The organism is Thermovenabulum gondwanense (assembly GCF_001601575.1).
In the GTDB taxonomy this organism is placed as follows: domain Bacteria; phylum Bacillota; class Thermosediminibacteria; order Thermosediminibacterales; family Thermosediminibacteraceae; genus Thermovenabulum; species Thermovenabulum gondwanense.
Genome location: NZ_LOHZ01000032.1, coordinates 54,592 through 80,511 on the forward strand (window position 1 = coordinate 54,592; position 25,920 = coordinate 80,511).

At 33.5% G+C, this 25,920-nt stretch carries 34 protein-coding genes; all 34 read right to left on the bottom strand.

All coding sequences use genetic code 11. The features are described from left to right. Window positions 1-5: 5 nt before the first annotated feature. The 34 genes from ATZ99_RS07120 to ATZ99_RS07290 all read right to left on the bottom strand — a co-directional run bounded on the left by ATZ99_RS07120 (window position 6) and on the right by ATZ99_RS07290 (window position 25,913). Window positions 6-947, bottom strand: coding sequence for an acyl-CoA dehydratase activase-related protein (locus ATZ99_RS07120; RefSeq protein ID WP_083947405.1), 942 nt, complete (start codon window positions 945-947; stop codon window positions 6-8). A 51-nt stretch (window positions 948-998) separates the two neighbouring features. Next, window positions 999-1,370 carry a hypothetical protein gene (locus ATZ99_RS07125; RefSeq protein ID WP_068748546.1) on the bottom strand — a complete coding sequence of 124 codons (372 nt, stop codon included), beginning with the start codon at window positions 1,368-1,370 and terminating at the stop codon, window positions 999-1,001. Between the two features lie 9 nt (window positions 1,371-1,379). Continuing rightward, window positions 1,380-1,733: a stage V sporulation protein AE gene (spoVAE, locus tag ATZ99_RS07130; RefSeq protein WP_068748547.1), complete on the bottom strand. Its 354-nt coding sequence runs from the start codon at window positions 1,731-1,733 to the stop codon at window positions 1,380-1,382. Between the two features lie 14 nt (window positions 1,734-1,747). Further along, complete coding sequence (gene spoVAD / locus ATZ99_RS07135; protein WP_068748548.1) at window positions 1,748-2,758, bottom strand: stage V sporulation protein AD; 1,011 nt, start codon at window positions 2,756-2,758, stop codon at window positions 1,748-1,750. A 9-nt stretch (window positions 2,759-2,767) separates the two neighbouring features. Further along, complete coding sequence (gene spoVAC, locus ATZ99_RS07140; protein WP_068748549.1) at window positions 2,768-3,226, bottom strand: stage V sporulation protein AC; 459 nt, start codon at window positions 3,224-3,226, stop codon at window positions 2,768-2,770. A gap of 47 nt (window positions 3,227-3,273) precedes the next feature. Then, the gene (locus tag ATZ99_RS07145) at window positions 3,274-3,486 is read right to left on the bottom strand and encodes a dodecin family protein (RefSeq protein WP_068748550.1); all 213 of its coding nucleotides are present in this window, start codon (window positions 3,484-3,486) and stop codon (window positions 3,274-3,276) included. Window positions 3,487-3,488: 2 nt separating this feature from the next. After that, entirely contained in the window at window positions 3,489-3,686 is a 198-nt protein-coding gene (locus ATZ99_RS07150; protein WP_068748551.1) for a hypothetical protein, read from the bottom strand. A gap of 86 nt (window positions 3,687-3,772) precedes the next feature. Further along, entirely contained in the window at window positions 3,773-4,492 is a 720-nt protein-coding gene (locus ATZ99_RS07155) for a SigB/SigF/SigG family RNA polymerase sigma factor (RefSeq protein WP_068748552.1), read from the bottom strand. A gap of 10 nt (window positions 4,493-4,502) precedes the next feature. Continuing rightward, window positions 4,503-4,937, bottom strand: a complete 435-nt coding sequence (gene spoIIAB, locus ATZ99_RS07160) for an anti-sigma F factor (protein ID WP_068748553.1) — start codon at window positions 4,935-4,937, stop codon at window positions 4,503-4,505. An 11-nt stretch (window positions 4,938-4,948) separates the two neighbouring features. Continuing rightward, window positions 4,949-5,293, bottom strand: coding sequence for an anti-sigma F factor antagonist (gene spoIIAA, locus ATZ99_RS07165; protein WP_068748554.1), 345 nt, complete (start codon window positions 5,291-5,293; stop codon window positions 4,949-4,951). A 138-nt stretch (window positions 5,294-5,431) separates the two neighbouring features. After that, a complete protein-coding gene (locus ATZ99_RS07170; protein WP_425428298.1) occupies window positions 5,432-6,592 on the bottom strand; it encodes a D-alanyl-D-alanine carboxypeptidase family protein in 1,161 nt (386 codons plus the stop codon). A gap of 57 nt (window positions 6,593-6,649) precedes the next feature. Continuing rightward, complete coding sequence (xerD, locus tag ATZ99_RS07175) at window positions 6,650-7,537, bottom strand: site-specific tyrosine recombinase XerD (RefSeq protein ID WP_068748556.1); 888 nt, start codon at window positions 7,535-7,537, stop codon at window positions 6,650-6,652. A gap of 15 nt (window positions 7,538-7,552) precedes the next feature. After that, a complete protein-coding gene (gene spoIIM, locus ATZ99_RS07180) occupies window positions 7,553-8,182 on the bottom strand; it encodes a stage II sporulation protein M (RefSeq protein ID WP_068748557.1) in 630 nt (209 codons plus the stop codon). A gap of 66 nt (window positions 8,183-8,248) precedes the next feature. Beyond that, window positions 8,249-9,412, bottom strand: a complete 1,164-nt coding sequence (locus ATZ99_RS07185) for an endonuclease Q family protein (RefSeq protein ID WP_068748558.1) — start codon at window positions 9,410-9,412, stop codon at window positions 8,249-8,251. Beyond that, a complete protein-coding gene (locus tag ATZ99_RS07190; RefSeq protein ID WP_068748559.1) occupies window positions 9,413-9,958 on the bottom strand; it encodes an NUDIX hydrolase in 546 nt (181 codons plus the stop codon). A gap of 13 nt (window positions 9,959-9,971) precedes the next feature. Beyond that, window positions 9,972-11,063, bottom strand: a complete 1,092-nt coding sequence (locus ATZ99_RS07195) for a DUF3866 family protein (RefSeq protein ID WP_068748560.1) — start codon at window positions 11,061-11,063, stop codon at window positions 9,972-9,974. Then, entirely contained in the window at window positions 11,039-11,848 is an 810-nt protein-coding gene (locus ATZ99_RS07200) for an MraY family glycosyltransferase (protein ID WP_068748561.1), read from the bottom strand. The genes ATZ99_RS07195 and ATZ99_RS07200 overlap by 25 nt, the downstream gene beginning before the upstream one ends. A gap of 29 nt (window positions 11,849-11,877) precedes the next feature. Next, window positions 11,878-12,468 carry a copper transporter gene (locus ATZ99_RS07205; RefSeq protein WP_187694836.1) on the bottom strand — a complete coding sequence of 197 codons (591 nt, stop codon included), beginning with the start codon at window positions 12,466-12,468 and terminating at the stop codon, window positions 11,878-11,880. 42 nt (window positions 12,469-12,510) lie between these two features. After that, on the bottom strand, window positions 12,511-13,638 hold the full coding sequence (gene steA / locus ATZ99_RS07210; RefSeq protein WP_425428303.1) for a putative cytokinetic ring protein SteA: 1,128 nt from the start codon (window positions 13,636-13,638) through the stop codon (window positions 12,511-12,513). 94 nt (window positions 13,639-13,732) lie between these two features. Next, entirely contained in the window at window positions 13,733-14,545 is an 813-nt protein-coding gene (gene spo0A, locus ATZ99_RS07215; protein ID WP_068748564.1) for a sporulation transcription factor Spo0A, read from the bottom strand. Between the two features lie 105 nt (window positions 14,546-14,650). Next, window positions 14,651-15,940 (bottom strand): SpoIVB peptidase, encoded by a 1,290-nt coding sequence (gene spoIVB, locus ATZ99_RS07220; RefSeq protein ID WP_068748565.1) that lies wholly within the window; start codon window positions 15,938-15,940, stop codon window positions 14,651-14,653. A gap of 161 nt (window positions 15,941-16,101) precedes the next feature. Then, a complete protein-coding gene (gene recN / locus ATZ99_RS07225) occupies window positions 16,102-17,829 on the bottom strand; it encodes a DNA repair protein RecN (protein ID WP_068748566.1) in 1,728 nt (575 codons plus the stop codon). 24 nt (window positions 17,830-17,853) lie between these two features. Continuing rightward, window positions 17,854-18,297, bottom strand: coding sequence for an arginine repressor (locus ATZ99_RS07230; RefSeq protein ID WP_068748567.1), 444 nt, complete (start codon window positions 18,295-18,297; stop codon window positions 17,854-17,856). An 18-nt stretch (window positions 18,298-18,315) separates the two neighbouring features. After that, window positions 18,316-19,164 (bottom strand): NAD(+)/NADH kinase, encoded by an 849-nt coding sequence (locus tag ATZ99_RS07235; RefSeq protein ID WP_068748568.1) that lies wholly within the window; start codon window positions 19,162-19,164, stop codon window positions 18,316-18,318. Window positions 19,165-19,168: 4 nt separating this feature from the next. Then, window positions 19,169-19,966 carry a TlyA family RNA methyltransferase gene (locus ATZ99_RS07240; RefSeq protein ID WP_068748569.1) on the bottom strand — a complete coding sequence of 266 codons (798 nt, stop codon included), beginning with the start codon at window positions 19,964-19,966 and terminating at the stop codon, window positions 19,169-19,171. Window positions 19,967-19,979: 13 nt separating this feature from the next. After that, window positions 19,980-20,606, bottom strand: a complete 627-nt coding sequence (locus ATZ99_RS07245; RefSeq protein WP_245641333.1) for a hypothetical protein — start codon at window positions 20,604-20,606, stop codon at window positions 19,980-19,982. A 717-nt stretch (window positions 20,607-21,323) separates the two neighbouring features. Beyond that, on the bottom strand, window positions 21,324-22,214 hold the full coding sequence (locus tag ATZ99_RS07255) for a polyprenyl synthetase family protein (RefSeq protein ID WP_245641334.1): 891 nt from the start codon (window positions 22,212-22,214) through the stop codon (window positions 21,324-21,326). Then, window positions 22,202-22,438 (bottom strand): exodeoxyribonuclease VII small subunit, encoded by a 237-nt coding sequence (locus ATZ99_RS07260; RefSeq protein ID WP_068748571.1) that lies wholly within the window; start codon window positions 22,436-22,438, stop codon window positions 22,202-22,204. The genes ATZ99_RS07255 and ATZ99_RS07260 overlap by 13 nt, the downstream gene beginning before the upstream one ends. Beyond that, window positions 22,435-23,649 (bottom strand): exodeoxyribonuclease VII large subunit, encoded by a 1,215-nt coding sequence (gene xseA, locus ATZ99_RS07265; RefSeq protein ID WP_068748572.1) that lies wholly within the window; start codon window positions 23,647-23,649, stop codon window positions 22,435-22,437. The genes ATZ99_RS07260 and xseA overlap by 4 nt, the downstream gene beginning before the upstream one ends. Before the next feature lie 34 nt (window positions 23,650-23,683). Further along, window positions 23,684-24,100, bottom strand: a complete 417-nt coding sequence (gene nusB, locus ATZ99_RS07270; RefSeq protein ID WP_068748573.1) for a transcription antitermination factor NusB — start codon at window positions 24,098-24,100, stop codon at window positions 23,684-23,686. Between the two features lie 24 nt (window positions 24,101-24,124). Beyond that, complete coding sequence (locus tag ATZ99_RS07275; RefSeq protein WP_068748574.1) at window positions 24,125-24,340, bottom strand: DUF2273 domain-containing protein; 216 nt, start codon at window positions 24,338-24,340, stop codon at window positions 24,125-24,127. Window positions 24,341-24,356: 16 nt separating this feature from the next. Next, the gene (gene amaP, locus ATZ99_RS07280) at window positions 24,357-24,881 is read right to left on the bottom strand and encodes an alkaline shock response membrane anchor protein AmaP (RefSeq protein ID WP_068748575.1); all 525 of its coding nucleotides are present in this window, start codon (window positions 24,879-24,881) and stop codon (window positions 24,357-24,359) included. A 59-nt stretch (window positions 24,882-24,940) separates the two neighbouring features. Further along, the gene (locus tag ATZ99_RS07285) at window positions 24,941-25,309 is read right to left on the bottom strand and encodes an Asp23/Gls24 family envelope stress response protein (protein WP_068748576.1); all 369 of its coding nucleotides are present in this window, start codon (window positions 25,307-25,309) and stop codon (window positions 24,941-24,943) included. Between the two features lie 88 nt (window positions 25,310-25,397). Continuing rightward, complete coding sequence (locus tag ATZ99_RS07290; protein WP_068748577.1) at window positions 25,398-25,913, bottom strand: SpoIIIAH-like family protein; 516 nt, start codon at window positions 25,911-25,913, stop codon at window positions 25,398-25,400. Window positions 25,914-25,920: the final 7 nt, after the last annotated feature.

Sequence of the window (25,920 nt, forward strand, 5' to 3'; positions counted from 1 at the left end):
TAATTTTATCTCCTTTCTAAAATATCTATAAAAGCTTCCAAACGAGTATCGAATCCTGCCTGTCCGGAATGTTCATCCAAATTCAATTGAAGAAAGGGTATTTCATAATTATCTTCTATTTTTATTTTCAATAAATCCCCTATAATAGAATCGGGGCCACATCCAAAAGAAGCCACATAAATAATACCATCCACTTCTTTACTATAAATTTTCGAAAAGGCGCTTCCCACTATATTTTTTTCTAAGGTCCAAAAAAGTTTTTTATTTAAATAAGAAGTACCCTTTAATATCTCTTTCTCATCAATGACATCCGGTGTAAGAACTTTTACCCGGTAATCGTTTAATTTTTTGATTAAATTCATGCTGACATATTCGTCATAAATATTATAGGGATGTCCCAAAAGCAATACGTTGTATTTATATCCACCTTCAGGATTTTCAATAGTTGACATGTAGGGTATAATCTGTTTTTTCTTTATAAGTTTTATATGAGATTTGAAATTATGCAAGGCTAATAAGAAAGCTTTTATAACATCCTTTTTTGGTTTTCCCAGTTTTTGTCCTATACCGTAGAAATGTTTATATAGGCTCATGTTACTTTTATATAAGTCTATTTCGTCATCTATAATCGGAATATCTATTTCAATTGAATTGTATACCATATCGGGAAGCCCCATAAATTTTGGACAAATATATTCCCTTTTATTTGTGCTAATTATTCGAGGAATATATATATAATCACATTTTCCTTTTAAATCAATTACATGACCGTGAAACACCTTAACAGGAAGGCATGCATCATCCACACAGTTTTTTAAACCATCCTCCATTATTTTTTTGTTGGTCTTTGAAGATATTACAACCTCGCAACCTAAATTTTCGAAAAAGGATTTCCATAAAGGAAAATACAAATAGTAAAATAATCCTCTGGGGATTCCTATCACCATTGAGATAACACCTCTTAATTAGTCTTACCATATTATTCCATATTTATTCTTTCATCTATTCATTAATAATATGATTAGCATTCGGGCTAACCCGTATTTAATTAATAAAACAGGGACAGGTTTATTATATTTTGCAGAAGGGTCCAAAATTTTAATAACATCAATGTCCTTACGATCCATAAAAATAAGTCCCAATACAATGAAAATAACTGGAATAACCCAGTTTAAATTATAGAAGGAATTATATAATACAATTTCACTAAAAATACCACCGGCGGATACCTTCATTATCTTCATATTCAAAGTGGTGAATAATAAAAATTCAAATATTACCCCCGCAAAGGTTAATAATAAAATAATGTACCAGTAATTAAAATTTATAAATAATACGGTTAATATTAGTCCTATTAAATCTACAAACATAGGAATTCCTCACTTCTGTTTAGGGTTGAATAAAATAGACATTAAATAACCGAAAAATATTGCTGCACTTATTCCCGCAGCGGCAGAAGAAAATCCTCCGGTAAAAATTCCCAAAATCCCGTAGGTATTAACGTGTTCAATTACACCTTTTGTAAGGGTATGACCAAAACCCGGAAGAGGGATAGATGCTCCTGCTCCGGCAAAATCAACAAGTTGTTGATAAATTCCCAATCCGCTTAATATTGCTCCCAAGGAAACAAATAAAACAAGAACATGAGCAGGAGTTAAACCGGTAAGATCCATTAAAAGCTGTCCTATTACACAAATTAGTCCACCCACGATAAAGGCTTTTAAGTACTCCATTTCTAATCCCCTTTTCACAGATTTTCAATAGCAACGGCATGAGCTATACAGGGTATTGATTCTCCCTGTTGAGTGCTCGTAGTACTCATCAATGCCCCCGTTGCCACAAGTAAAACCTTATTAAACCTTCCCTTTTTCATTTCTTTATATATATATCCGCAAAAAACAGTCGCTGCACATCCACATCCGCTTCCTCCTGCGTGGACATCCTGATTCGGACTAAAAATCATTAAACCGCAATCTGAATATTTGTTAGAAATATCCAGGCCTTTTTCTTTTAATAGATCTTCTGCAATATCTTTCCCTATACTGGCAAGATCTCCTGTTACTATAAGGTCATAATAATCCGGACTTCTTTTTGTATCTTCAAAATGACGGAATATAGTATCAACTGCTGCCGGAGCCATTGCACTACCCATATCATTGGGGTTTTTTTGGCCCATGTCAATTACTTTGCCGATGGTTATAAATGTAATTCTTGGATTGTCATTTTTTAAAGAAATCACTGCAGCACCCGCCCCCGTGACAGTGGTTTGGGCAGTAGGAGGACGTTGATTACCCAGTTCAAGAGGAAAGCGGAACTGTCTTTCGGCAGTGCAAAAATGACTGGAAGTAGCAACTACTACATTTTCTGCAAATCCACCATCAACTATCATCGCTCCAAGGGCCAAACCTTCCGACATTGTAGAACATGCTCCGTATATCCCTAAGAAGGGTATTCCAATATCCCGAGCTGTATAACCGGCTGATATTATTTGATTGAGCAAATCTCCGGCAATAAAATATTCCACAGCATCATAAGGAAGTTTACTGTTTTTTATAGCCATTTCCACAGCTTCCTTCATCATCTTTCTTTCCGCTTTTTCCCAGCTTTTTTCCTGGAAGTACATATCGTTTATTATTAAGTCAAAATAATCTTTTAAAGGACCCTGCCCTTCCTTCGGTCCAACAATTGATGCCACTCCAATAATGGCAGGAGCATTTTCAAGCATTATTGTTTGCTTTCCCACTTTTTTATTAGACATATTTTCCCCTCACAACTTCAAAAAATAGTATAAAATTCCTATAATCATAGAAACCGTAACACCGTATACTATCACCGGACCCGCTACTACGAACATTTTTGCGGCTACCCCAAGAACGAAACCCTCTGCTTTAAATTCCATAGCGGGAGAAACAATGGAATTTGCAAATCCTGTAATTGGAACTATTGACCCCGCACCTGCTCTTTTACCTATCTGATCGTATATTCCCAATCCGGTTAAAAAGGCCCCCAGGAATACCATTGTTATTGAGGTGGCTGCAGGTGCCTGCTTAACTTTATCCAGTCCTAAATTAATATAAAAATTTAATATTATTTGGCCAATAGTACAAATAATTCCTCCTACGATAAAAGCTGAAATTACATTTCGCAAAACGGGTGGCTTAGGTCTTTTGTTTTTTATATATTCTTTATAGTTTTTTTGTTCTAAAGTAATATCGGATCGGGCCATAAAAATCTCCTTTCAAATTAAAGCGAGCACTATATAGTGCTCGCCAATTAAGCTTCTGTGGTCCCATCTACTTTGAACGCAATGGCTACATCTGCTTTGTATTCTACAATTTTGCCATTTTGCACATTGGCAGTTTGATTCAGTACCTCAACTCCAGTTATATTTCTTATCGTCTTTGAAGCGTCTTTTACAGCATTTTCTATTGCTTCCTGCCAGCTATTTTTAGATTCCCCAACTACTTCTATAACCTTCACGGTCATATTTATCCCTCCCAAAAATTAATTACATTAATATTTTTCCCTTCCTTGTTATCAATATTCTCCTCTAAAACTATTACAAATTTGGCGCTTTTTGGTATTTTGTTTTTAATTTCTCTGTAATAAAATAGCCCGCCAAAACTTAATATGAGCATTAAAAAACAAATTATAGCAATTAATAGTTTGGTTTTAAAATTTGCCATTTTAACCACCCCTTTAAAACGTATTATTTTACACGGTAAGCTATTTTATACAGTTTAAAAATAAAAAACTGCGGCCTTCCGCAGTTTCATATCATCATATTTTTTATTTTTTGCAAAATCCTTTTTTCAAGGCGAGAAACTTGCACCTGAGAAATCCCTAATATCTGAGCAATCTGGGTTTGGGTTTTATCTTTAAAATATCTTAAAAATATTATTTTCCTCTCTATTCCTTCAAGTTTCGAAATGGCTTCTTTTAAAGAGATATTATCCAGTACCGAAATCATATCTTCATTATCATCTTCGACTCTATCCAATACGTATATAGGATTAGTATCGTCGTGAAAAGCCACTTCATTTAATGATATGATCGGTTTGGACGCCTCAAGATATATATTCAATTCTTCTACTGAAATTCCCATCTCTTCCGCTATTTCGGTAATTGTAGGTTCTCTGTCCTGCAGCTTTTCCAGATATTCTTTTGTTTTTTGTACCTTATAATGCATCTCCTTTATTTTTCTTGAGATTTTTATGGGATTATTATCTCTTATTTGTCTTTTAATTTCTCCGATTATCATTGGCACGGCGTAGGTAGAAAATTTTACATTATAGGAAAAATCAAACCTGTCAATAGCCTTTAATAATCCTATGGTGCCAATCTGGACTAAATCTTCCAGTTCAAATCCCCTGTTTTCAAATCTTTTTACCACATTATATACAAGTCCTAAATTTTTCTTTATTAGTTTTTCCTTAGCTTCAAGATCTCCGCCTTTTGCCTTTATTAAAAGTTCAATATTTTCATCGCTCATGCTATCTACCTCAAGATTTTTTTGTTTTTAATCTTTTATACATTTTTACTATGGTGCCCTCGCCCGGTTTTGATTCTACTTCCAAGGAATCCATAAAACTTTCCATTATAGTAAAACCCATTCCCGAACGATCAAGTTCCGGTTTTGAAGTCCACAACGGCTGCCTTGCCAGTTCAATGTCTTCTATCCCCTTTCCCCAATCTTGCACCCAAATTTCTATTCCATCTTCGTATAATACAGCTTTTATTCTAATTTTCCCTACACTATCCTCATAACCGTGAATTATAGAATTTGTAACTGCTTCGGATACGGCAGTTTTAATATCCGCAATTTCATCCAATGTAGGGTCTAACTGTGATGCAAAGGCTGCCACTACTACCCTGGCAAAGGATTCATTCTGGGACTTACTCAAAAAATCTATTATCATTTCATTAAGCTTTTCCATAAAACCACTCCTCATATTTTTTCTAAAGCATCATTTTCATCCGTGTAACACGGTATGATGTTAAAAAGGCCGGATATATCAAATACTTTTTTTATTCGTTCATTAACATTGCAAACCCCCAAAGCACCTCCTACGGATTTAATACTTTTATATCTCCCCAGCAGCATTCCTATACCGGAACTGTCCATAAAAGTAACGTTTTTAAAATTAAAAATTATTTTTTTTATATTTTTTCTACTCATCACATAATCAATATCATCCTTTATGCGAGCAGCTACATGATGATCCAATTCTCCTTTTAAATTCACTATCATTACATCATTTATATAACGAAAAGTTACTCCTTCATGCAGCATTTTACTGCCCCCTCAATTAACAGGTTATTAAGAAGAAAAGTTTTAAATAGTATTTCTACAATCTTTTGTAAAATCCTTCCTTATTTTTGTTTAAAAAATAATATGGTGCATCTCAATTGATGCACCATAAGAAAATCCTTAAAACAATCTATAAATAAGAGTTTTTAGTATATCCAAATACCCTATTTTCCTTACCTCTTGCTTCGCCAGCAAATCAACTTCTCCAATTTCCACATCGTTTTGATATATTTTCAAAGTTCCAATTTTTTGACCTTTTCTTACCGGAGCCACAATCTTTTCAGGTAAAATAATTTTAGTGCTTATTTCGTTCTCTTTTCCCTTTTCCACAAGAAAACTCTTATCCTCTTTATAAATAATTTCAACTTCTTTTTCTATTCCTTTGTCCACTTTTAATCTTTTTACCGTCGCTCCTTTTTTGGCGACAGATACGGAATTATAAAATCCAAAACCATAGTCCAGCAGCTTTTTGGTATCTTCAAAACGATCATTAGAAGAAGGAGCGTTCATTACTACCGAAATCAACCTCATATCTCCTCTTTTAGCACTTCCTACAAAACAAAATCCTGCCTTTTCGTGATACCCGGTTTTAATACCATCTAACCCATCGTATTTTCCAATAAGTTTGTTTGTATTTGCAAGCATAGTAGGTTCTCGTTTCTTATCGGTATGTTCAAGATAATCCACCAATTTTGTCGACCAATCAAAAAACTTCTGGTATTTTATCAGTTCCTTAGCTATTATTGCCATATCATAGGCTGTAGTATAAAGATTGGGATCGGGTAGACCGTGAGGATTGGTAAAATTAGTATTTTGAAGCCCCAATTCCTTTGCTTTATCATTCATCATCCTTACAAAACCTTCTACGCTGCCGCCTATATGTTCTGCTACGGCTACTGATGCATCATTCGCTGAGGAGATAACAATGCATTTTAGTAAGGTTTCAAGGGTCTGAACTTCGCCGGGTCCCAGGAAAACCTGGCTACCTCCCGTTTTCCATGCTCGTTCGCTCACCCTAACCTCATCGTTAAAATTTGACTTTCCTTTTTCCACCGACTCAAAAGCCACAAGCAATGTCATTATTTTCGCTAAACTTGCTGGTTCCAATTTCTGGTGAGCATTTTTTTCATATAAAATCTTCCCAGAGGACGCATCAATTAAAATTGCCGAAGGAGATTTAATATTTGGCGGGCTTTGAAGCATTACTGCCTGGCAAGTCGAGGAAAATAAAAAAATACTTATCAGAATTACTAAAATAAGAGAAATTACTTTATTTTTCAAAGACATTCCTCCTTTCAATCATAGATTATCCTTGAAGGAGGAATGTTATTCATAAAGCTAAGCTCTGGGGTGGGTTCTATCGTATACCTCTCTGATTTTTGATTTTGTTAAATGAGTATAAATTTGAGTTGTTGATATATCAGAATGTCCCAGCATCTCCTGAACCGAACGCAAATCTGCCCCGTTTTCTAAAAGATGAGTGGCAAAGGAATGTCTCAATGTATGGGGTGTAATTTCTTTTTTAATATTAGCTTTTCTGGCATATTTTTTTATAATCTTCCAAAAACCCTGCCTTGTTAAACTTTTTCCCTGATGATTGAAAAATAGATAGTTACATTCTTTATCTTTTAATATTTTTTTTCGAATTTCATTTATATATAAATTAAGAAAGGATATAGCGACGGAGCCGATGGGGATAATCCTTTCCTTTGATCCCTTTCCCATACATTTTAGGTACCCCATTTCTAAATTTACATCTTCAACTTTTAAAGAAATCAGTTCAGAAACTCTTATTCCGGTAGCATATAACAATTCCAGCATGGTTCTATCCCTTAGTCCCCATAAGTCTTCTTTATCCGGTGAAGCTAAAAGCTTTTCCACTTCTTCAACAGTAAGCACTCTCGGTAATTTCCTTTCCAATTTTGGTGTATCTAAATTAAATGTAGGATCTTCTTTTATAATTCTTTCTCTTAAAAGAAAATGGTAAAAAGTTTTTATAGCTGCCAGAGACCTGAGAATACTACTGGAAGCTCTTTTTTTTCTTTGTAAAAATAAAAGATAAGAGATTATATTAGCTCTATTTACTTCGTTGAAGGTATTTACTCCACCATTCTTCAAAAAATTTATAAATTGATTTAAATCATTTTTATAGGATATAACTGTATTATTGGACAAACCTCTTTCTACCACCAAAAAATCAAGAAAACTGTCTAATATTTCTTCCACCTTATATCACCTTACTTATAAAATATAATTTGCAATAATTCTAATTAAAAAAGGAGAAATATATCCTTCGATAAGGCTCGCAAAAAGCAAAAATAAGGAAAAGAATAGGAAAGAGAATATATAACCTACTATAAGATTTCCATAACTTTCTCTGTAGTATTTTCTTTTAGATTTAAGAACTGAAAAATCAAAGTATAAAGTTGTCACTCCAATTGATAAGATACCCGTAATTATTAAAATGTTTTGCGGAACAATAGCAAAAATAGAAAGTAAAACTCCTTTTGTTCCAAATTCAGAAATAAAATATCCCGTAGTAAAACCCAGCATAAAACCCCTTAAAAAAATAATTATAAAAACAATTGGGAATCCGAATATTAAAAGTCCCGATAAAAAAATAATCAGTAGGATTTTTAAATTGTTGGATAATGATGAATAAAAGATATTGGTGCTATCCAGATCCATATTGTTAATATTTACAAAAAACATACTCAAGTATTTGGTTAATTCTTCTTTTTGTAGCGAGGAAAGCAAGTTTACCGTTAAGCTTCCCGATAATATACCTATGACAAGAATCAATAAAAGTATTATATAAAGGCCAATATTTTTTTTGATATATTCAATAATAACATCAATAATGTAACGCAAAATTAATCTCCCCCCGTCCACTTATAAAATAATTATGCGGGGGAGTTGGATAATATAACTTTAAAATTAATCAATAATTAACTTCCCGTAGATTCCACCTCCACCTGATATTAAATCCATTTTACCTTCCCTGACTTTATTAATTTTTTCAGCTATTTTTTCTCCAAAAATTTCTTTGATTTCATTAATTTCAACAAGATGCATAATGTTAATTTCCGAATGGAATTTATCTAAAAGCAGTTTCTTAGTTTTTTTACCTATTCCTGGAATAAACTCTAAAGGATAATTATAAAAATAAGGAGGTCTTATGGCCGGTTTATTATATTCTTTATCTTTTAGTAGAAATACTCTATCGAGAACCCCTACAGTAACTTTATTATTTTTACAATTGGGACAGTAAGTTACCGGAGGTTCACTTTCAGCAATAAAACCACAATTCTCGCACCTGGTTCTGTGGTATTTACCCAGCTTAGGATTCAATCCAAAATTTGCAGTGATGCTAATTTTTTTTTCAAGAAAAATTGTTTCAAAATTTATATCGTTAACATCACAAGCAGAAAATTCATTAAACTCTCTACCTATTTTTTCTAATGAGTGGGCATCTGAATTGGATAAAAAAACCTTTTCCTCCAATTCCTTCAAATGATCGGCTAAAAAAGAATCCGCACTTAATCCCAGTTCAATAAATTTTATTCTGTCAAAGAAATTTTCGAAGGCAAAAATTAATCGGTTATAACATGCATAAAAGCTTTTATAAGGGGTAAAAACATGAGCTGGGATTAAAACGCCTCCCATGTCTTCAACAATTTTAAATAATTCTCTGGCATTTATTGAAGCTCTTTGAGAACTAAGATTGATATTTTTAATATATTTTTCCATTATTTTAGAAAAACTGATCATTTCTATAATTTTTGGAAAAAACACTAAGCTATGAGCAACACCGTTTTTTTCCAATGTTTCCAATTCACTGCCCAAAAACAATATTACCGAGTTTTTATAAATGTATCCACCTTTGTCTAATTCTACCAGATCTCCTTTTTTTACAAATTCTATTAATTCTTCTAAGACTAAGGGGGATGTAGCATCTACAATTCCTATTACATTTAAACCCTTTTCTAAGTAAGCTGTTGTCAAAATATTTTCTAATGTAAGATCTTTTGATGCTGTAATTTTTACTGGTTTATTTCGCGCTTTTCCGATATGTACGTGTAAATCGGCGAATATTTTCATTTACAGTTTTCCCTCACTTAAGAATTTTTCTGCTAATAAAAGTCCTGCAAGAGTCTTACCATCTTTAATTTCTCCCCTATACGCGCGAAGCACTGCCTCGGTTAGAGGAATTTTTTCAACACTTATCATTTCATCCTCATCTAATGTTCCCTTGGCTTCAAAGAGGTCTTTTGCTAAGAAAAGATACATTCTTTCATCGGAAAAGCCCGGTGAAGTATAAAAATCAGCAAGAAAAACGAGTTTTCTTGATCTATATCCTGTCTCTTCCATTAATTCTCTTTGAGCACATTCTTCTACGTCTTCATTTTTTTCAATCTTTCCTGCAGGAATTTCTAATAAGACTTTATCTACAGCTTTTCTAAATTGTCTTACCATAATTACTTCATTTTTTTCATTTACTGGAACAATTGCCACTGCACCGGGATGTTCTACTATTTCTCTGGTAGATTCCTTTCCATTCGGAAGTTTAACTCTTTCAATTTTGAGATTAATTATTTTCCCCTGATATACTTTTTTCGAATCAATTGTTTCTTCAAAGAATTCCATTAAATCTTCCTCCTCATTTAATTATTTCTGCAGCAAAAGCACCTCCTGAAGCTGCAGTTAAAAAATAATAGGGTTCTTTTTCATAATTTTTTCCCATCGAATACAGAGGAAAATTACATTCGATTAAAAAATCTATAGCTCTTCTTCCTTTTCTAAAAACGATATCATGTTTATCTGTTAATTTATACTCCAAAAACTTTCGCATCACCAAATCTTTGATCACCGAATCTATTTCTTCTGAAAGAACAACAATAGCCTTAGTTAATGCTATTTCGGATAATGCCGTTAATGTATGGTGGCTTACCAGAAAATGCCTTGCTCTTTTTTCGTAAATTGTAATTCTTGGGATAAAAATTGCTTTCCCTTTTAGTATATTAACTGCATTTACCGCCTCTCCAAGGATTATCCCCGTATTTCCGTATTTTGTACCCGTACCTACTATTCCCGGTCCCGTTCCAACAATAGCTACATTACATCCCGATACTTTTGCAGCAAGTAGACCGGTATATAAATTCACAGCCTCTAAATCTCCACCAAAAGCATGCCCTACTGTAACCGTTAAATCCAAAAGGTTTAGCTTTTTTAATAAAAAAACTGTTTTGCTAAAAAAAATGGGTAATGCCCCTCCATCCGTCATTATAAAAGCAATTTTTGAATTTCTCTGATTGCATTTAATTGCCGCACAAACCGGAGCTAAAGCGCTGTGAAGAGGAATAATAACCACGGGCATTCCTTCTAAAGAAGGTTTATTTTCAATAATTTTTCTAATATCTTCCTTTTCTTCGACGGAAAAGCATTTTATTTGAAAAGGAGTATATCTTAATTTCATTATATGTCCTTTTTCCTCAATATCAAGATGGGAATTTCTTAAATTGTGTATTATAAAATGATATCCTCCACTTCCAAGATTTAAAAATACCGCAGTGGTATTTAGAATTACTTCATCGCCAATGCTCACTTCACCGCTTAACGGAATGTAATTAATAGCTTTTTGTAAAGTACCTTCGCTTTCCACCAGGACTTCTTCTATCCCCTCTCTCTTTTCAATAACATTTAAAACCCTGCCTTTTCTTAATCTTATCATGAAACCGGGCCTTTTTTCCAAATTTTTCTCACCCCTATATAATCTAAAATTTTTGATATTGAAAATTTCTCTGCAAAAATATTTAAAAACAGCAAAAAAAATAAAATAATTATTTTATATTTACTTGAAAGTATCCATGAAAATAATATTCCTAAATTAAGACCTAATACATTTGCACCCGTGTCTCCCATCATTACCTTTTCTTTTAAATCAAAGGACAAAAATACAATTACAGAAAATAATATAGGGAATATGGTCATTATTATGTTATAATTTTTCATAAAAAATAATTTCAAAAGACCAATTAAACAAAGAAATATATAAAATTTACATGCTCTACCGGGTCTCATATCCAATATATTTACGGCATTAATAGAAAGACAGATAAAAAAAATATCTATTATCAATTCCTTTAAATCGTGACCATTTTTTGTATAAGAAATGAAAAAGGAAACGAAAAATCCCATAATAGCTTTTAGAAAACCTGTCGTTAAATTACCTCTTAAAAAGCAAAAAAAATGACCCTTGAATCCCTTTATATTTTTTTGCCCGAAGACGTCATCGATAAGTCCAATAATTCCTATCGCGAGGATTCCAAACAGATTAATAATAATAAATAATTTTTCTTTTATAAATGTGTATAAAATAATATTCATAAGATATTGAACAATTATAAAAACAATTCCTCCCGACGTAGGAATATCTTCCCCTTTATAGTTTTTTACTTTTTTTATATCCCATTTTAAAAATTGAGTAATCAAATAATAAGACAAAATAATAGAAAAAACTATAGTAAGAATTACCATAATATTTTTCCCTCTAAGGACATATTAATTTATTTTGATAAAAACAGTATTAATTTTACTTTTTTTACTACATTATTTATTTCATCTACATAAAATATTTTTTCACGTGCATAATATTTCTTCTCTTCATCAGTAGCCGGATAATCTTGAACAACCACGAAATTTTGCTTATAACGCTTTAAAAATTTAATAATTCCGTCAAGATCATTATTATTTTCATCTTTATCCTTCTGTAAAATAATAAAATCACATACTACCGGAAAAAATGTTTTTTCATCAAGATTTTTTATTTCTATTCCGGCACCAGTTTTTTTTAAAGAGTCTAATAAAATTTCAACATTATTTTTTCCCGAAGTTAAAATTACAATTTTTTCTCCTATAAGCTTGTTTTTAAAAATATCAGCAAAATGTGCTTCTAAAAAAGCACAGTCTTCTTTTTGTTTTTTTATTATTTCCTTCATATCTGCATTTAGTTTTTTGTTTACCTCTTTTAATTTATTCAACGTATTTTCTAATTGTTCTATGGTATCTTGTTGCTGGTATGCAATAACCTCACTCCCATTTATGGAAAAACCCGTTAATAAACCAAGTGTGAAGGAAATAAAAATGGATACGGTCAACAGGCTTATTATTCTTATGTTGTACAATTTTACCACCTCGAATTAGAACATCATTAACACCAATTTTAACTTCAGATAAATTAATTTAAATACATGCGATAAAATAGGAGAATTTAAAAAAAGTATAAATATAGGAATGATACCTGTTAATACCAGGGGTAATATTATGCTGATATTTTCCTCCTTTCTTTTATAAAGTTTATTTACACCTTTTGCATCGATAAGGATATGTCCCATCTTCAATCTCACTAATAATGTGCTTGCCATGCCTTTTCTCCCTTTTTCCAAGAAATCCAACATACTTGTATGGGTGCCAACAGCCACAATTAAATCAGCGCCCTTCTCAAAAGCCAGTAAAAAAGCGGCATCCTCGCTTGTTCCCGTTACCGAAAAAATAGAATATTTAACACCTAAGTTTTTAATCCTTTCCAATCCCGGTGCTTTTCCATCGGGATAAGCATGAACAATTATTTCCGCCCCGCATAACAACCCTTCATCAGAAATACTGTCCATATCCCCTATAATAATATCGGGAGTATAACCGAATTCTAAAATTGCATCAGCCCCTCCATCAACTCCAATCAAAACAGGTTTCATTTCCTCTATGTAACTTCTTAGTATTGATAAATCCTCTTTATACTCGTGTCCCCGGATTACTATTAAAACATGCTTCCCTTTAATATCTACATTAACATCCGGAACGGAATAATTGGAATATATTATGTCCCGGTTTTTTTCAATATAATCTATGGTATTTTCGATAAAATTTAAAAGATGCTTATCGATATTTTGTTTTGCTAAATTTTTGCATTTATTTAAACTATCTAAATCCCAGAATTTTCCTTTTGAAAAAAATTTATCATTTACAAATATGTCCCCGTTGTCTTTAATTTTTACTATATCCCCTTCTTTAATTTCACCTTGGTAGGGTGAAATGACGTCAATAAGAGGTATTTTAGCTTTTATCAATGTTTCCGGTCCCTTATTGTAATATTTTCCGCTACAGGAAGTTTCAAAATTTATTACCGCTTTAGCCTTTTTTTCTAAAAGAAAACTCGCTGCTAATTCATCTATATCTTTATGAAAAATTACAGCGATTTCACCGGGCCTAATTTTGTTTACCAAAATTTTTGTTTTTTTCCCTACACAGGCTCTTCCGCAAATCATAATAAACACCCTGGTAAATTTTTTTCACAATTAGTATTCCAAAAGTTTTTCTTAAAATACAAAAAGCGCGTTTTTGCCGCGCTTTTTGTAAAAAATGTTATACCGCAATATTATCCAATTTTTCCATACGAATTTTATCGGCTATCATTGCGATAAACTCCGAATTAGTTGGTTTACCTTTGTCCTTGGGGATGGTATACCCAAAAAGATTATTAATAGTTTCTATGCAGCCTCTGTTCCAGGCAACCTCAATAGCATGTCTTATAGCTCTTTCCACTCTGCTGGGGGTTGTATTATATTTTTTGGCAATCGTTGGATACAGTATTTTCGTAACCGCTCCTAAAAGCTCAATATTGTTCACCACCATCGCAATAGCATCTCTTAAATAAAAATATCCTTTTATATGAGCCGGTATTCCTATTTCATGTATTATGTTTGTTATTTCCATTTCTAAATTCACCGGGGAGTCTTTTTCCTCATTTTTATCTATATCACAGTCCCGATAAATAGAAGCGGGGATAAATCTATTTTCCTCCATTACCACTTCTCTTATCCTTTCTGCCAGTACGCTAAAATCAAAGGGCTTTACAATGTAATAATCGGCTCCAACTGTCAAAGCTCTTTGTGTAAATCTATCCTGTCCCACCGCTGAAAGTACAATTATTTTTGGCTTTATACTCTGGGTGATCAGTCTTTCTACTACTGCAATACCGTCCAAATTTGGCATAATAATATCCAAGATTAAAACATCCGGATTTAATTCCTTCACCTTTTCGATGGTAGAATATCCGTCATAGGCTACACCAACCACTTCAATGTCTTTTTCTTCTTTTAAAAACGTCTGCAATAGTTCGCAAAATTCTCTGTTATCATCAGCAATTAGAACCCTGATTTTATTATTTCCCCCCAAAGTAAACCCTCCCCCGATTATGTTTGATGAAATTTTAAAACAATATTTTATATTCGACAAATATTGGAAAATACCTGCTAAATTTACAAAAATATCTAATGTTTTTTATGGAATATTTTCATTTATTTTGACAATTTCTTTTAACATCCATTCTGCAAAGACACCATACCCTTTAGCAGGGTCATTAACGAATACATGAGTAATCGCACCCACTAAAAAGCCGTCCTGAATTATTGGACTACCGCTCATACCCTGAACTATCCCGCCAGTTTTAGTTAAAAGCCTTGGGTCTGTAATTTTTATTACCATACTTTTCGGAGAAGGCGCCTCCTGTTTATAGACCCTTAATATTTCCACTTCATATCTTTGTATACTTTCGCCTTCAACTACCGTGAGAATTTCTGCTTTTCCAGGATGTACATAGCTGCTTGGTGCCACGGGTATTTGGGCGTAATAGGGATTTTCCAGTGGCTCATATATTTGTCCAAAAATCCCAAAATTATTATTCTCTAAAATATTTCCGATAACTTCTTCTTCCTTAACAAAAACTCCACGTTTTTCACCGGGTATATTTTTCTTTGCTGGAAGGATAGAGGTTATTTTTGCCCGTATTATCTCACCGTTGCCGATTTCGATTATTTTCCCTGTATCCGAATCTGATATTATATGCCCTAAGGCTGCGTAAATCCTTGTTGCTGGATGATAAAAGGTAAGTGTACCTACCCCCGCTGTAATATCCCTTACCCATAGGCCTAATTGATAAATCCCGGCTCTATTTTTCATTGCTTTTACATTTACATCGAAAATAGCTCCATTTCGTTTTATTGTTAAAGTAATAACCTTATCATCATCATTGTTAATAATTGTAGATAGATCTTCTGCTGAGTAAACATAAATTCCATTTGCCTTTAATATTGTATCTCCCATTTCAATTCCCGCTTCTTTTGCAGGTATATAACTTTTGCCCTTTTCGTCAGAAATTGGTCCGGTCCCAACCACTATAACTCCATTAGGCTTTAATTTTACACCTATGGAATGACCTCCGGGAACTACTTCGATCTGAGGAATAACTTCAACTTTGGTTTTTTTTACGGGAATTACACCGAATAACCTCCATTCTAAATTATAGCTTCCGAGTTTTGCTGATTGTATTGTTACCGGGTTTCTTAAGTTTATTTTTACAAAATCCTGTACTTTCTCACCATTTATCAGTAAATTATTACCATTTTCACACAATATTTCAAAAGTAAAAGGAACCTTAATACTGATTTTTTGTTCCTTTCCTTCGATCAAGCTTAACCTTTCCGGCAGGGAAATAGTATTTGTAAAAAAGTAGAAAATTATAATTAAAAATGATAGTGTCAATCCTATTATTTGCTGCTTTTTCCATTTCATATTTTCACTCCTTTAAAAAAGGTTAACCTGATTTTTAAGATTTCCTTTAACAGTTTTTTTATACAGACAATTTTTAAACGATTTGCTAAAAACAAAAACGCCTTTAAGGAACTTAATCCTTAAAGGCGTTTTATAAATAATGAATTTTTTATTTTATGAAATTAATTTGACTCTTTAAATCTTTGTGCCATAGTAAGCATTTCTCTTGCGTATTGTATTGTGTTAGAAGTAATTTGAGTTCCGCCCAACATTCTTGCGACTTCTTCTACCCTTTTTTCAAAAGTTAATTCCTCCACAACAGTAATTGTTTTATTATCTTTCACTATTTTTTTAATTTGAAAGTGTGCATCACCAAGACAGGCAATTTGCGGAGAATGAGTGACGCATAATACCTGGCGGTTTTTCGCCACTTTGTATAACTTTTCGCCTACGATCTGAGCAGTTCTTCCTCCAATTCCGGTATCAATTTCATCAAAAATTAAACAGGGAATTTTATCTACATCCGCGATAATATTTTTTATAGCAAGCATTATCCGCGAAGATTCCCCACCCGATGCAATTTTACTTAAAGGTTTTAACGGCTCTCCGGTGTTGGTAGAGATTAAAAATTCCACAAAATCAAATCCATCTTCTCCATAAGCTATTTTCTGCCCTTCAAAGTATATTCCCTCCATATCATCTTTAAATTTAAAATCTACCGAAAATTGAACTCCTTTCATCGCTAATTCTTCAAGTTCTTTCAGTATCTTTTTTTCTAATTTTTCAGCTATTTCTTTTCTCAAATTATGTAATTTAATAGCATTATCCATGTATCTTTCCATCAAACTCCGATATTCGCTATTTTTAATTTCGATTTTTTCATCCAAGTTTAAAATATCTTCCAGTTTTTTATTTATTTCATCTTTATACTTAATCAATTCATTCAAAGACATACCGTATTTCTTTTTCAGCCTTTCGAGAAAGGATAATCTATCAAAAACCCTGTCCAATCTTTCCGGATTAAAGTCAATCCTATTTATAAATTTCCGCAAGTCACTGGCAGCTTCTTGAAGGGAATAATAGGACTCCTTAATTGTGTTCAAAGTGCGGTCTATATCTTTAAAATAAGTAGATATACCTTCAAGGGCATCAATGATTTTGTCCAGTAACTCCAGCACAGGAAGGGAATCGTTTCCCTCGTAAAGTAAGCTTTCAGCTAAAATAAGGGATTTCATTATTTTTTCAGAATTTACGAGGATTTCTCTTTCTTCTTCTAAAATTTTATCCTCTTCGGGAGAAAGAAATGCATTTTCCAGTTCCTCTTTTTCAAAGGATAATCTATCTCTTAATTTTTCCGCTTCACTTTTTTCTTTTAAAAGTGTTTTAATCTCTCTATTAATTTCTTTAATTTTTTCAAAAATAATTTTTAATTCTTTTTTAAGGGTTTCAACCTTTTTCTCCCCTAATTCATCCAGAATTTTCAAATGGTATTCACTATCAAAAAGAAGTTGATAGGTTTGATGCTGGGCAAAGATATCAACCATATATCTTCCTATATTTTTCAAAGCAGAGAGAGGTACCAATTTACCGTTTATTCTGCAAAAATTTTTGCCCTGAAGGGTTATTTCTCTGGTAATAATTAAAGTTTCCTCTTCATCAATCCCGTATTCCCTGATTATATTTTTTGCTTCTTCACTTCTTACATCAAAAACAGCTTCAATATACGCATTTTCGGCTCCGGTTCTTATCAATTCCGTACTGGCTCTATCTCCTAAAATTAATCCTATGGAATCTATTAGTATAGATTTTCCCGCCCCCGTTTCACCAGTTAAAACATTTAATCCCGGTTTAAAATCGATGGATATATCTTCTATTAGAGCCAAATTTTTAACATTTAATTTAAGGAGCATTTATTGACCCCCTTTTAGCTATGGCTATTTTATAATGTTTTTGATCCTTTCAACTACATCCTTTACTTTTTCTTTAGACCTTACAACTGCCAGTATTGTATCATCACCCGCTATTGTCCCGAGTATTTCTTCAAATTTAATATTATCTATTGCAAAAGCGGCAGCCTGGGCCGCACCGGATAATGTTTTTATTACAATTAGATTTTCTGCATAATCTATGGATAATATGGAATCTTTAAACATCCTTAAATGTTTTTCCGAAGGAGTAATAATGCTGTCCGGTTCGTCATAACAGTATTTGCCATTTTTCAGTACTTTTATAAGTCTTAATTCCTTAATATCCCTCGAAACCGTAGCCTGGGTAACGCTGAAACCACTTTTTTTTAACTCTTCCGCCAGCTCTTCCTGGGTTTCTATAGGCTTTTCTTTAATTATTTCCCTAATTTTCATCTGCCTTTTTGATTTCACAATATCCGGTAACCTCCTTTAATAACTTTTTCCATTGGGTTCTTTTAGTTTCAATCTTAGAAGATCAAAGAAGCTTCTGTTTTTAATTCTAATTAAATTTGTATAATTTTCAGACTTTTTTATTATTACTTCATCGAAAGGCATTAATTTAAATCCCTCTTGGCCATCTATTGTCAGCATAATTTCCTGGTGTTCTGCAAAAACCTGCACTTTTATTATATCATCTTTTGATACTACAATAGAACGATTTTGAAGAGTATGAGGACATATTGGAGTTAAAATTAAAAGCTCCATATTAGGACTGACAATAGGTCCACCGGCCGATAAAGAATAAGCCGTAGACCCCGTAGGTGTAGATATAATTAGCCCATCCGCAGGATATGTATCAATATAGGAATTATTGGATGTAGCCTTTATCCGTATCAGCCTTGCAAAAGGTCCCTTTGTAATTACCACATCATTTAATGCAAGGAAGCTACTTAGTACTTTATCCCCTCTTTTTACAAACGCTTCAATCATCATACGTTTATCCAAAAAAAATTTTCCAGTTTTAAAGAACTCCAGATCCCTGAAAAGGTCCTTCAGTTCTATTTCTGTTAAAAAACCAACATGACCTACATTAATTCCTAAAATGGGTATATTCAATGGGGCAAGTTTTCTTGCAACGCTCAGTAATGTACCGTCTCCTCCCAAGCATATGGCAAATTCCACCGAATTCATTAAATCCAATTCTATATCTTTCAATTCTTCTACTGCAAACCTATTTTTTACCTTAAAATCCTTTTTTTCCAACCAATCGATTAAACTCTCAGAAATTTCTACCGCTTTTGGTTTAGAGGTATTGATGAAAAGGCTTAATTGCTTCATATGCTCACCTCTTAAAATTGTTATGGGCTTCCATTACCACTTTTTCGATATCTATAAATCCCGTAAATTTGCAGGTTTTATACCATGCTAAAAACTCTATATTTCCTTCCGGCCCCTGAATCGGCGAAAAAGTAAGTCCATGGCAGAAAAAACCTATTTTTTCACCTTCTATAAGTACATTCCTAATAGCTTTTTCATGCAATCTCAAATCTCTTACAACGCCGTGTTTCCCCACTTCATTTTTGCCTACTTCGAATTGCGGTTTAATTAATGTTATCAGATCCCCTTCTTCTTTAAGAAGTTTTTTGAAAGGTTCAAAGACAAGTTTTAATGAAATGAAAGATAAATCAGCTGTAATTAAATCTACCAGTTCGCCTATATCCTCATAGGTTAAGTAACGAACATTTTTCCTTTCAATATTTACAACCCTATCATCATTTCGCAATGAATAGTCTAACTGTCCGTAACCCACGTCAACCGCATATACTTTTTTAGCACCTTCTTTTAATAGACAATCGGTAAAGCCACCCGTTGAAGCTCCTGCATCGATTGCAGTTTTTCCTTCTACTTTAATCTTAAAAAAATCCAGGGCTTTTTTTAATTTTAGCCCTCCTCTGCTGACATAAGGAATGGACCTTTCTTTTATGAAAATTTCCGCATCTTCCTTTACAAATGTACCAGCTTTATCCACCTTTTTGCCGTCAATAAAAACATTTCCGGCCATTATTTCCGCTTTTGCCCTCTCTCTGCTATCAAAAATACCTTTTTTCAAAAGCAATATATCCAACCTTTCCTTGGGCACGGCATTCTCTCCTTTAAACCTTTTTTCTTGGACAACTTTTAGGAATTAGGTCTATTCCAAATTTTTCATTCAAGAGGCAGGCAATATATGCGACTTTATAGACTATTTCCTTTGAATTATTTATGGCAAAGGTCTTCCCAAGCGCTTTACCTCCTACTGTAACCGTAGAGATAATACCCGAAATAATAATACTGGTTAAAGTTTCTTTTATCCCACCTTTTGAAATGAATATTTTTAAAACTATTGCTGCTCCAGCCGAACCACTTATTATACCACATATATCTCCAATTACATCATTGCAAAAATTTGAAACTACATCGGCGTTTCTAATTAGTCTAACGCCTTCCCTTCCGCCTTTTACTTTATCAGCAGCCATTGCGTGGAAAGGAGCCTCATCAGCGGATGTCACCGCAGTACCTATTATATCAAATAGTATTCCTATAAATATTATTCCTACTAATATAATAAATGAAATTATTATATTCACCCTTGACATCAATATTTCAGAGCCAAGGCTAAAAAAAACGGATAAACCAAAAGCGAGGATTATTACCTTTAATATCCAATTTGCCTTTGGTTTTCCGTTATTGTTTTTCATTATCTTCGATTTATTTTTTTTAAAAAGTTTTTCTTTTTTCAAACAGATGCACCTCATAGTAATCATGGGGGCAGGAGGCAACGAAGCAGGTAAATATTGCGGCTTAGGTCCAGTAGGTTTTCCCAAGAAGGCACCCGTCGTCGCCGCCCGGGCGGTTCCCCTTTAAGCCTTCTTCTGCTTTGTTGCCAGAAGCAGGACTGGATTGCCACTTAGTCCGCACTGTAATCCCCGCTCCGCTTCCCATTGGAGAGAACAGTCTAGGAGTTTTCCTCACCGAAATCACGCTTCTCCTAGCCTCTTTTGCAGCATGGGTTTCAAAGTAAAAATACTTTTTCCACCCATACCACTCAAGGCAGGCTACACTGCACCCAACACTTATATAAGTATCGGATGCAGGTTAACCCCCCAAGCCGTAGCCTTTTCCTGACGATTAGACCACAAACTTGGGTCTCCACGGAAATAGGGTCGTAATCCCGCATGCCGTTGCAGGCCGCCCCACTTCCTTACTCCCTGCACCAGCCCCCGACTGGGCGTCGAAAGCCAGCACAAAGAACTTCATCGATGTGCCCTTGACGGATTTTTAGCCCCGTCTTCAGAGAAGCAGATTTCGACTAGAATACTGCGCCACCTGCCCTTTATGCGAATTCAATTATAGCATAAACATTATAAAGGTTACAAACACGAAAATAGCCAAATTTAAACCTTATTTAGCTACCAATCCCTTAATGATAAGTAATTTTCACTGAATAAGAGTTATGCTCAATGAGTCCTGTTTATGAGAAAGTCAACCAACTTTATTAAAAATTCGTTGTTCTTAAAATCAAGCAAAAGTTTTTTTGCTTCCTGTGCCAAGCTTCCTATAATGTCTTTTGATTGCTTTATTCCAAATACATTTATAAAGGTGTTTTTCTTATTCTTAATATCGCTCCCTACAGGCTTACCGATGGCTTTTTCATCGCCTTCCACATCCAATATATCATCCGTGATTTGAAAGATTAATCCTATTTTTTCTCCGAAATTATCCATTCTTTCAAGTTCCTTCTCATCAGCACCTGCAAGCCTTGCACCTGCCCAAAGACTACCTTTTATTAGCTCCGCCGTTTTTTTATCATCCATAAAATAAAGTAGTTTTTCATCGATAACCTTTCCTTCACTTAAAATATCAACTACCTGGCCCGAGACCATTCCTAATGGCCCACTTGCTTTGGAGATCCTTTCAATTACATCAAGAACCGCATTTGCATCAATCCCTTTGATTTCTCTATTCTTTGAAATTACCAAAAAAGCATGGGTAAGTAAAGCATCTCCCGCTAACAAAGCGATAGCCTCGCCGAAAATTTTATGACAGGTAGGCTTTCCTCTTCTAAAATCATCATCATCCATACAGGGTAAATCGTCATGTATTAACGAGTAGGTGTGTATCATTTCAATACCGCAAGCCGTAGGAAGTACCATTTCCTTGGATAGGCCGAACATCTCCGCTGTTTTCATTACCAGAATGGGTCTAATTCTTTTTCCGCCTGCAAAAATGCTGTATCTCATTGCTTTAAAAATTTCCGAAGGATATAAATTTTCATCGGGAAGGTATTCATTCAAGGCTTTATCCACCAGTATTTTGCATGCCTGCATTTCTCTAATTAGCTCTTCCAACTTTCTGCACTTCCTTCTTCAAAGTCTGTCACTTTTATCTCTCCATTAATTTCCTTTGTTAAAATCTGTATCTTCCCCTCAGCTTCATCCAGTATTTTCATACAGATTTTTGTAAGCCTTATCCCTTCTTCAAATAAAGTCAGTGATTCTTCTAAGGAAAGTGAACCTTCTTCTAACCTCTCGACTATTTTAGAAAGTTTATCTATAGCTTCTTCGTATTTCATTCTATCACCCTTTTTTCCCTGGAATTTACATTACATTTTAAAAAACCATCCCATAGCATTACCTTTACACTTTGATCGATAGAAACATCTTCGATAGAATTTATGATCTTTCCTTTTTCATCCTGGCAAATACTATAACCTCTACTTAGAACTGCAAGAGGGTTTAACGCGTTTAATTTTTCAACAAGATAATTAAAAGCTGTCTTCCTTTCATCGATCATATTTTCCATACAATTTATCAAATTCTTTAAGACCTCATCTAAGTCCTGCCTTTTAGTATTCAAAATAATATTAAATTTTTTCCCCGTGTAGTGCCTTTTTAAATATTCCACTTCCTGTCTTTTAGTGCTTATTATGGCCTCCAAACGTTTAAACAATCTCTTTTTCATTATTTCCAAATTGCTCCTTAATTTATCCTTTTCGGGTATTACCATTTCACCCGCTGCGGAAGGAGTTGGGGCTCTCATATCTGCGACAAAATCCGCAATGGTAAAATCTGTTTGATGACCTACCGCAGAAATTACAGGAATTTTCGAACCAGCTATTGCCCTTGCAACTTTTTCTTCATTAAAAGCCCATAATTCTTCAATTGATCCTCCACCTCTTCCAACTATAATTACATCTACATTTCCATAAATATTTAATAATTCTATTCCTTCAGATATTTCATCCTTTGCTTGCTCACCCTGAACCGAAACCGGTGCAATAGTAATGTTAACATTAGGAAATCTTCTTTTTATTACAGTTAAAAGGTCCCTTAATGCTGCACCGTTAATAGATGTAACTATTCCAATATTTTTTGGTAAAAACGGCAGATTTTTTTTCCTTGAATCATCAAATAGCCCTTCTTCCTGTAATTTTTCCTTCAATTTTTGAAACTGAAGATATAACTCCCCTATCCCATCCTTTTCAAGTTTTTCCACGTATAACTGATATTCACCGTTTTTTTCATAAACCGTTATATAACCCGTTGCAATAACTTTCAAACCGTTTTGAGGGAAAAAATCGAGGTTCATATTACGACTTTTAAACATTACGCAGTGAATTTGAGCCTCTTCATCTTTCAGAGAAAAATAAAAATGCCCGGAATTATGGCACTTAAAATTGGAAATTTCTCCACGTATAGAAATTCCCGTCAAGATTTCATCATTATCAAATAAATATTTAATATATCGAGTAACCTCACCTACCGAAAAAATTTCACTCTCCATAGAAACCCCCGGATTATAAAAATTAAATATTAAATTAAATATTTTTCTTTATTTTATCCAGATCTCTAACAATTGCACCAAGTACACCATTAATAAACTTGGGAGATTTTGAATCCCCGTAGACCTTAGCCAATTCTACAGCTTCATTTATTGAAACACCTTCCGGTATTTCTTCTAAAAATAATATTTCATATATAGCCAACCTGAGCAGAGTTTTATCCGTAAGCAAAAGTCTTTCCAATTTCCAGTCAATCGTATACTTTTGAATAATGCCATCAATTAAGCCTAAGTTTTTTATAATTCCTTCAAGAACTCTTAAAATATATTCTTTATCTTTTTCCTCAATAGGCTTCTCCCAGGCTATGGAAAGAGATTCTTCAGGGGTATTTTCTCCGGATTCGTAAGCAAAAAGCATTTTGAAGATTATTTCCCGTGCGGATCTTCTGGTCAAAAAATCCTGCCTCCTTTAAAAAATCTATTTATACGGTGGTAAAAATTTATTTATAAATTCTCTTAGCGGAATGTTTCTATCAATGGCTTTTCCTATAAAATAGCCTACTGCACAACAAAATATTAAAAAAAGAGCCTTAAAAAAACCGAAAATTATTATTAAAAGCCCTACTATAAATCCCAAAATCACTCCTGTTATTTTACCTTTATGATATTCCCACAATTCATAAAAAAAATTCATTCTTTCACCCCTCGTGTTATGCTTTTTTAGCTGCTTTAAATACGTCCTTTATTACCACATTTACATTATTTACTTCCACTCCTGCTGCCGACTGCAGGGCTTCCTTTATGGTTTTTTGAATATCTGCGGACAGTTCGGGAATATTTGATTCAGGAGTAACAGATAAATACAGTTTTATGCCTACACCGTTTTCTTTTTTGTTTATATAAATTTTTGTATCTTTTACCGCATCGTATTTTTTCATTAAAATAGCTACCATGTCTTCAATAGCTTTAAAGGAAATGCTTACACCACCAATTTCAGTCATATTGATTTGCGCCAATTCAACCCTTTTTATTTTTAAGGAGAGATACAAGGTGTAAAGACTCAATAATAACACCAAACCAAAGATTATGGCAAATTCTAAATTCCCGACCATTCCTGTAAAACTTGTCCATAAATTCATCAAAGGAAAAGGAAGATCCAGAAAATACATAATTGCAGAAAATGAAATAATAACAATGATAAAAGAATAAAATCCCAGGAAAAATTTTTCTATCATTCTAATATAATCCCCTTTCAATGGAAATCAGCCCCTAAAGGGGCTATAATTTATTTTAATTATTTAGGCTGCTCTTTCGGTGTCTGTTCAAAATTAATACCCTGAATATGTATATTTACCTCCGAAACGTTTAATCCCGTCATGTTTTCGACTGCTTTCTTGACATTTTCCTGAACCTTCCACGCAACCTCCGGAATCCTTACACCATAATTTACAATAAGGTATACATCTATAACCGCATCTTTTTCATTAATTTGCACCTTGACTCCCTTTGAAAGGTTTTTTCTTCCAAGAATTTCAGAAATACCCCCGGCTATCCCTCCGCTCATTCCGGCTACACCTGAAACCTCGGAAGCCGCCAATCCGGCTATAACACTAACTACCTCGTCAGCTATCTTTACAGAGCCCTTTTCGTTGTCTATAACCATATTTTTTTACCTCCACAATGCAAATATTATCCAATTATCTTAAATTATAACAAAAATATCTATCGAATACAATTGAATACAATATTTTTTATTTTCTTTCTACGATGGTAATTTTATCTAATGGAAGCCCCGTAATCCTGTTCACTATGTCCGTAATTTGTGCAACTTCTTTAGGTTGTAACCCCCCTGATTTTACAACTACATTAGCTGAATTTTCTGCTAAAATAACAACCGAATCCTCGAAGCCTTTAGCTTTTATTAAATTTTCCATCATCATTTCCTTTTCTATTTTCTGGGCAAGAGCTATTAAATCCTTTTGTGCTTTTTCTTTTGATTCTTTACTGGCATTGGGATTATTTATTATTTCTCTTAAATAATCCGCTTCCTGACTTCTCAATCTATCTCTTTCCAACCTGTAATCTATGAAGAAATTTTTCTCCAACCCATTTTTACTAACCTGTTGCAGTGTATTTTTTTCATTTTTATTTTCCTTTATAAAAGAGAGTTTGGGATAATCACTTTTTAACATTAAATATACCGAAAATATTAATAGTAAAACCAGCACTCCTACAATTATCCTTTTTCTTTCAAATAAAAAGGTCATTTTTACC

Bases quoted from the DNA above. Each gene is read 5' to 3' on its own strand.
- ATZ99_RS07120 (WP_083947405.1), bottom strand. From the start codon at position 947: ATGGTGATAGGAATCCCCAGAGGATTATTTTACTATTTGTATTTTCCT.
- ATZ99_RS07125 (WP_068748546.1), bottom strand. From the start codon at position 1,370: ATGTTTGTAGATTTAATAGGACTAATATTAACCGTATTATTTATAAAT.
- spoVAE (WP_068748547.1), bottom strand. From the start codon at position 1,733: ATGGAGTACTTAAAAGCCTTTATCGTGGGTGGACTAATTTGTGTAATA.
- spoVAD (WP_068748548.1), bottom strand. From the start codon at position 2,758: ATGTCTAATAAAAAAGTGGGAAAGCAAACAATAATGCTTGAAAATGCT.
- spoVAC (WP_068748549.1), bottom strand. From the start codon at position 3,226: ATGGCCCGATCCGATATTACTTTAGAACAAAAAAACTATAAAGAATAT.
- ATZ99_RS07145 (WP_068748550.1), bottom strand. From the start codon at position 3,486: ATGACCGTGAAGGTTATAGAAGTAGTTGGGGAATCTAAAAATAGCTGG.
- ATZ99_RS07150 (WP_068748551.1), bottom strand. From the start codon at position 3,686: ATGGCAAATTTTAAAACCAAACTATTAATTGCTATAATTTGTTTTTTA.
- ATZ99_RS07155 (WP_068748552.1), bottom strand. From the start codon at position 4,492: ATGAGCGATGAAAATATTGAACTTTTAATAAAGGCAAAAGGCGGAGAT.
- spoIIAB (WP_068748553.1), bottom strand. From the start codon at position 4,937: ATGGAAAAGCTTAATGAAATGATAATAGATTTTTTGAGTAAGTCCCAG.
- spoIIAA (WP_068748554.1), bottom strand. From the start codon at position 5,293: ATGCTGCATGAAGGAGTAACTTTTCGTTATATAAATGATGTAATGATA.
- ATZ99_RS07185 (WP_068748558.1), bottom strand. From the start codon at position 9,412: ATGAAAATATTCGCCGATTTACACGTACATATCGGAAAAGCGCGAAAT.
- ATZ99_RS07190 (WP_068748559.1), bottom strand. From the start codon at position 9,958: ATGGAATTCTTTGAAGAAACAATTGATTCGAAAAAAGTATATCAGGGG.
- ATZ99_RS07200 (WP_068748561.1), bottom strand. From the start codon at position 11,848: ATGGTAATTCTTACTATAGTTTTTTCTATTATTTTGTCTTATTATTTG.
- spoIVB (WP_068748565.1), bottom strand. From the start codon at position 15,940: ATGAAATGGAAAAAGCAGCAAATAATAGGATTGACACTATCATTTTTA.
- recN (WP_068748566.1), bottom strand. From the start codon at position 17,829: ATGCTCCTTAAATTAAATGTTAAAAATTTGGCTCTAATAGAAGATATA.
- ATZ99_RS07235 (WP_068748568.1), bottom strand. From the start codon at position 19,164: ATGAAGCAATTAAGCCTTTTCATCAATACCTCTAAACCAAAAGCGGTA.
- ATZ99_RS07260 (WP_068748571.1), bottom strand. From the start codon at position 22,438: ATGAAATACGAAGAAGCTATAGATAAACTTTCTAAAATAGTCGAGAGG.
- xseA (WP_068748572.1), bottom strand. From the start codon at position 23,649: ATGGAGAGTGAAATTTTTTCGGTAGGTGAGGTTACTCGATATATTAAA.
- ATZ99_RS07275 (WP_068748574.1), bottom strand. From the start codon at position 24,340: ATGAATTTTTTTTATGAATTGTGGGAATATCATAAAGGTAAAATAACA.
- amaP (WP_068748575.1), bottom strand. From the start codon at position 24,881: ATGATAGAAAAATTTTTCCTGGGATTTTATTCTTTTATCATTGTTATT.
- ATZ99_RS07285 (WP_068748576.1), bottom strand. From the start codon at position 25,309: ATGGTTATAGACAACGAAAAGGGCTCTGTAAAGATAGCTGACGAGGTA.
- ATZ99_RS07290 (WP_068748577.1), bottom strand. From the start codon at position 25,913: ATGACCTTTTTATTTGAAAGAAAAAGGATAATTGTAGGAGTGCTGGTT.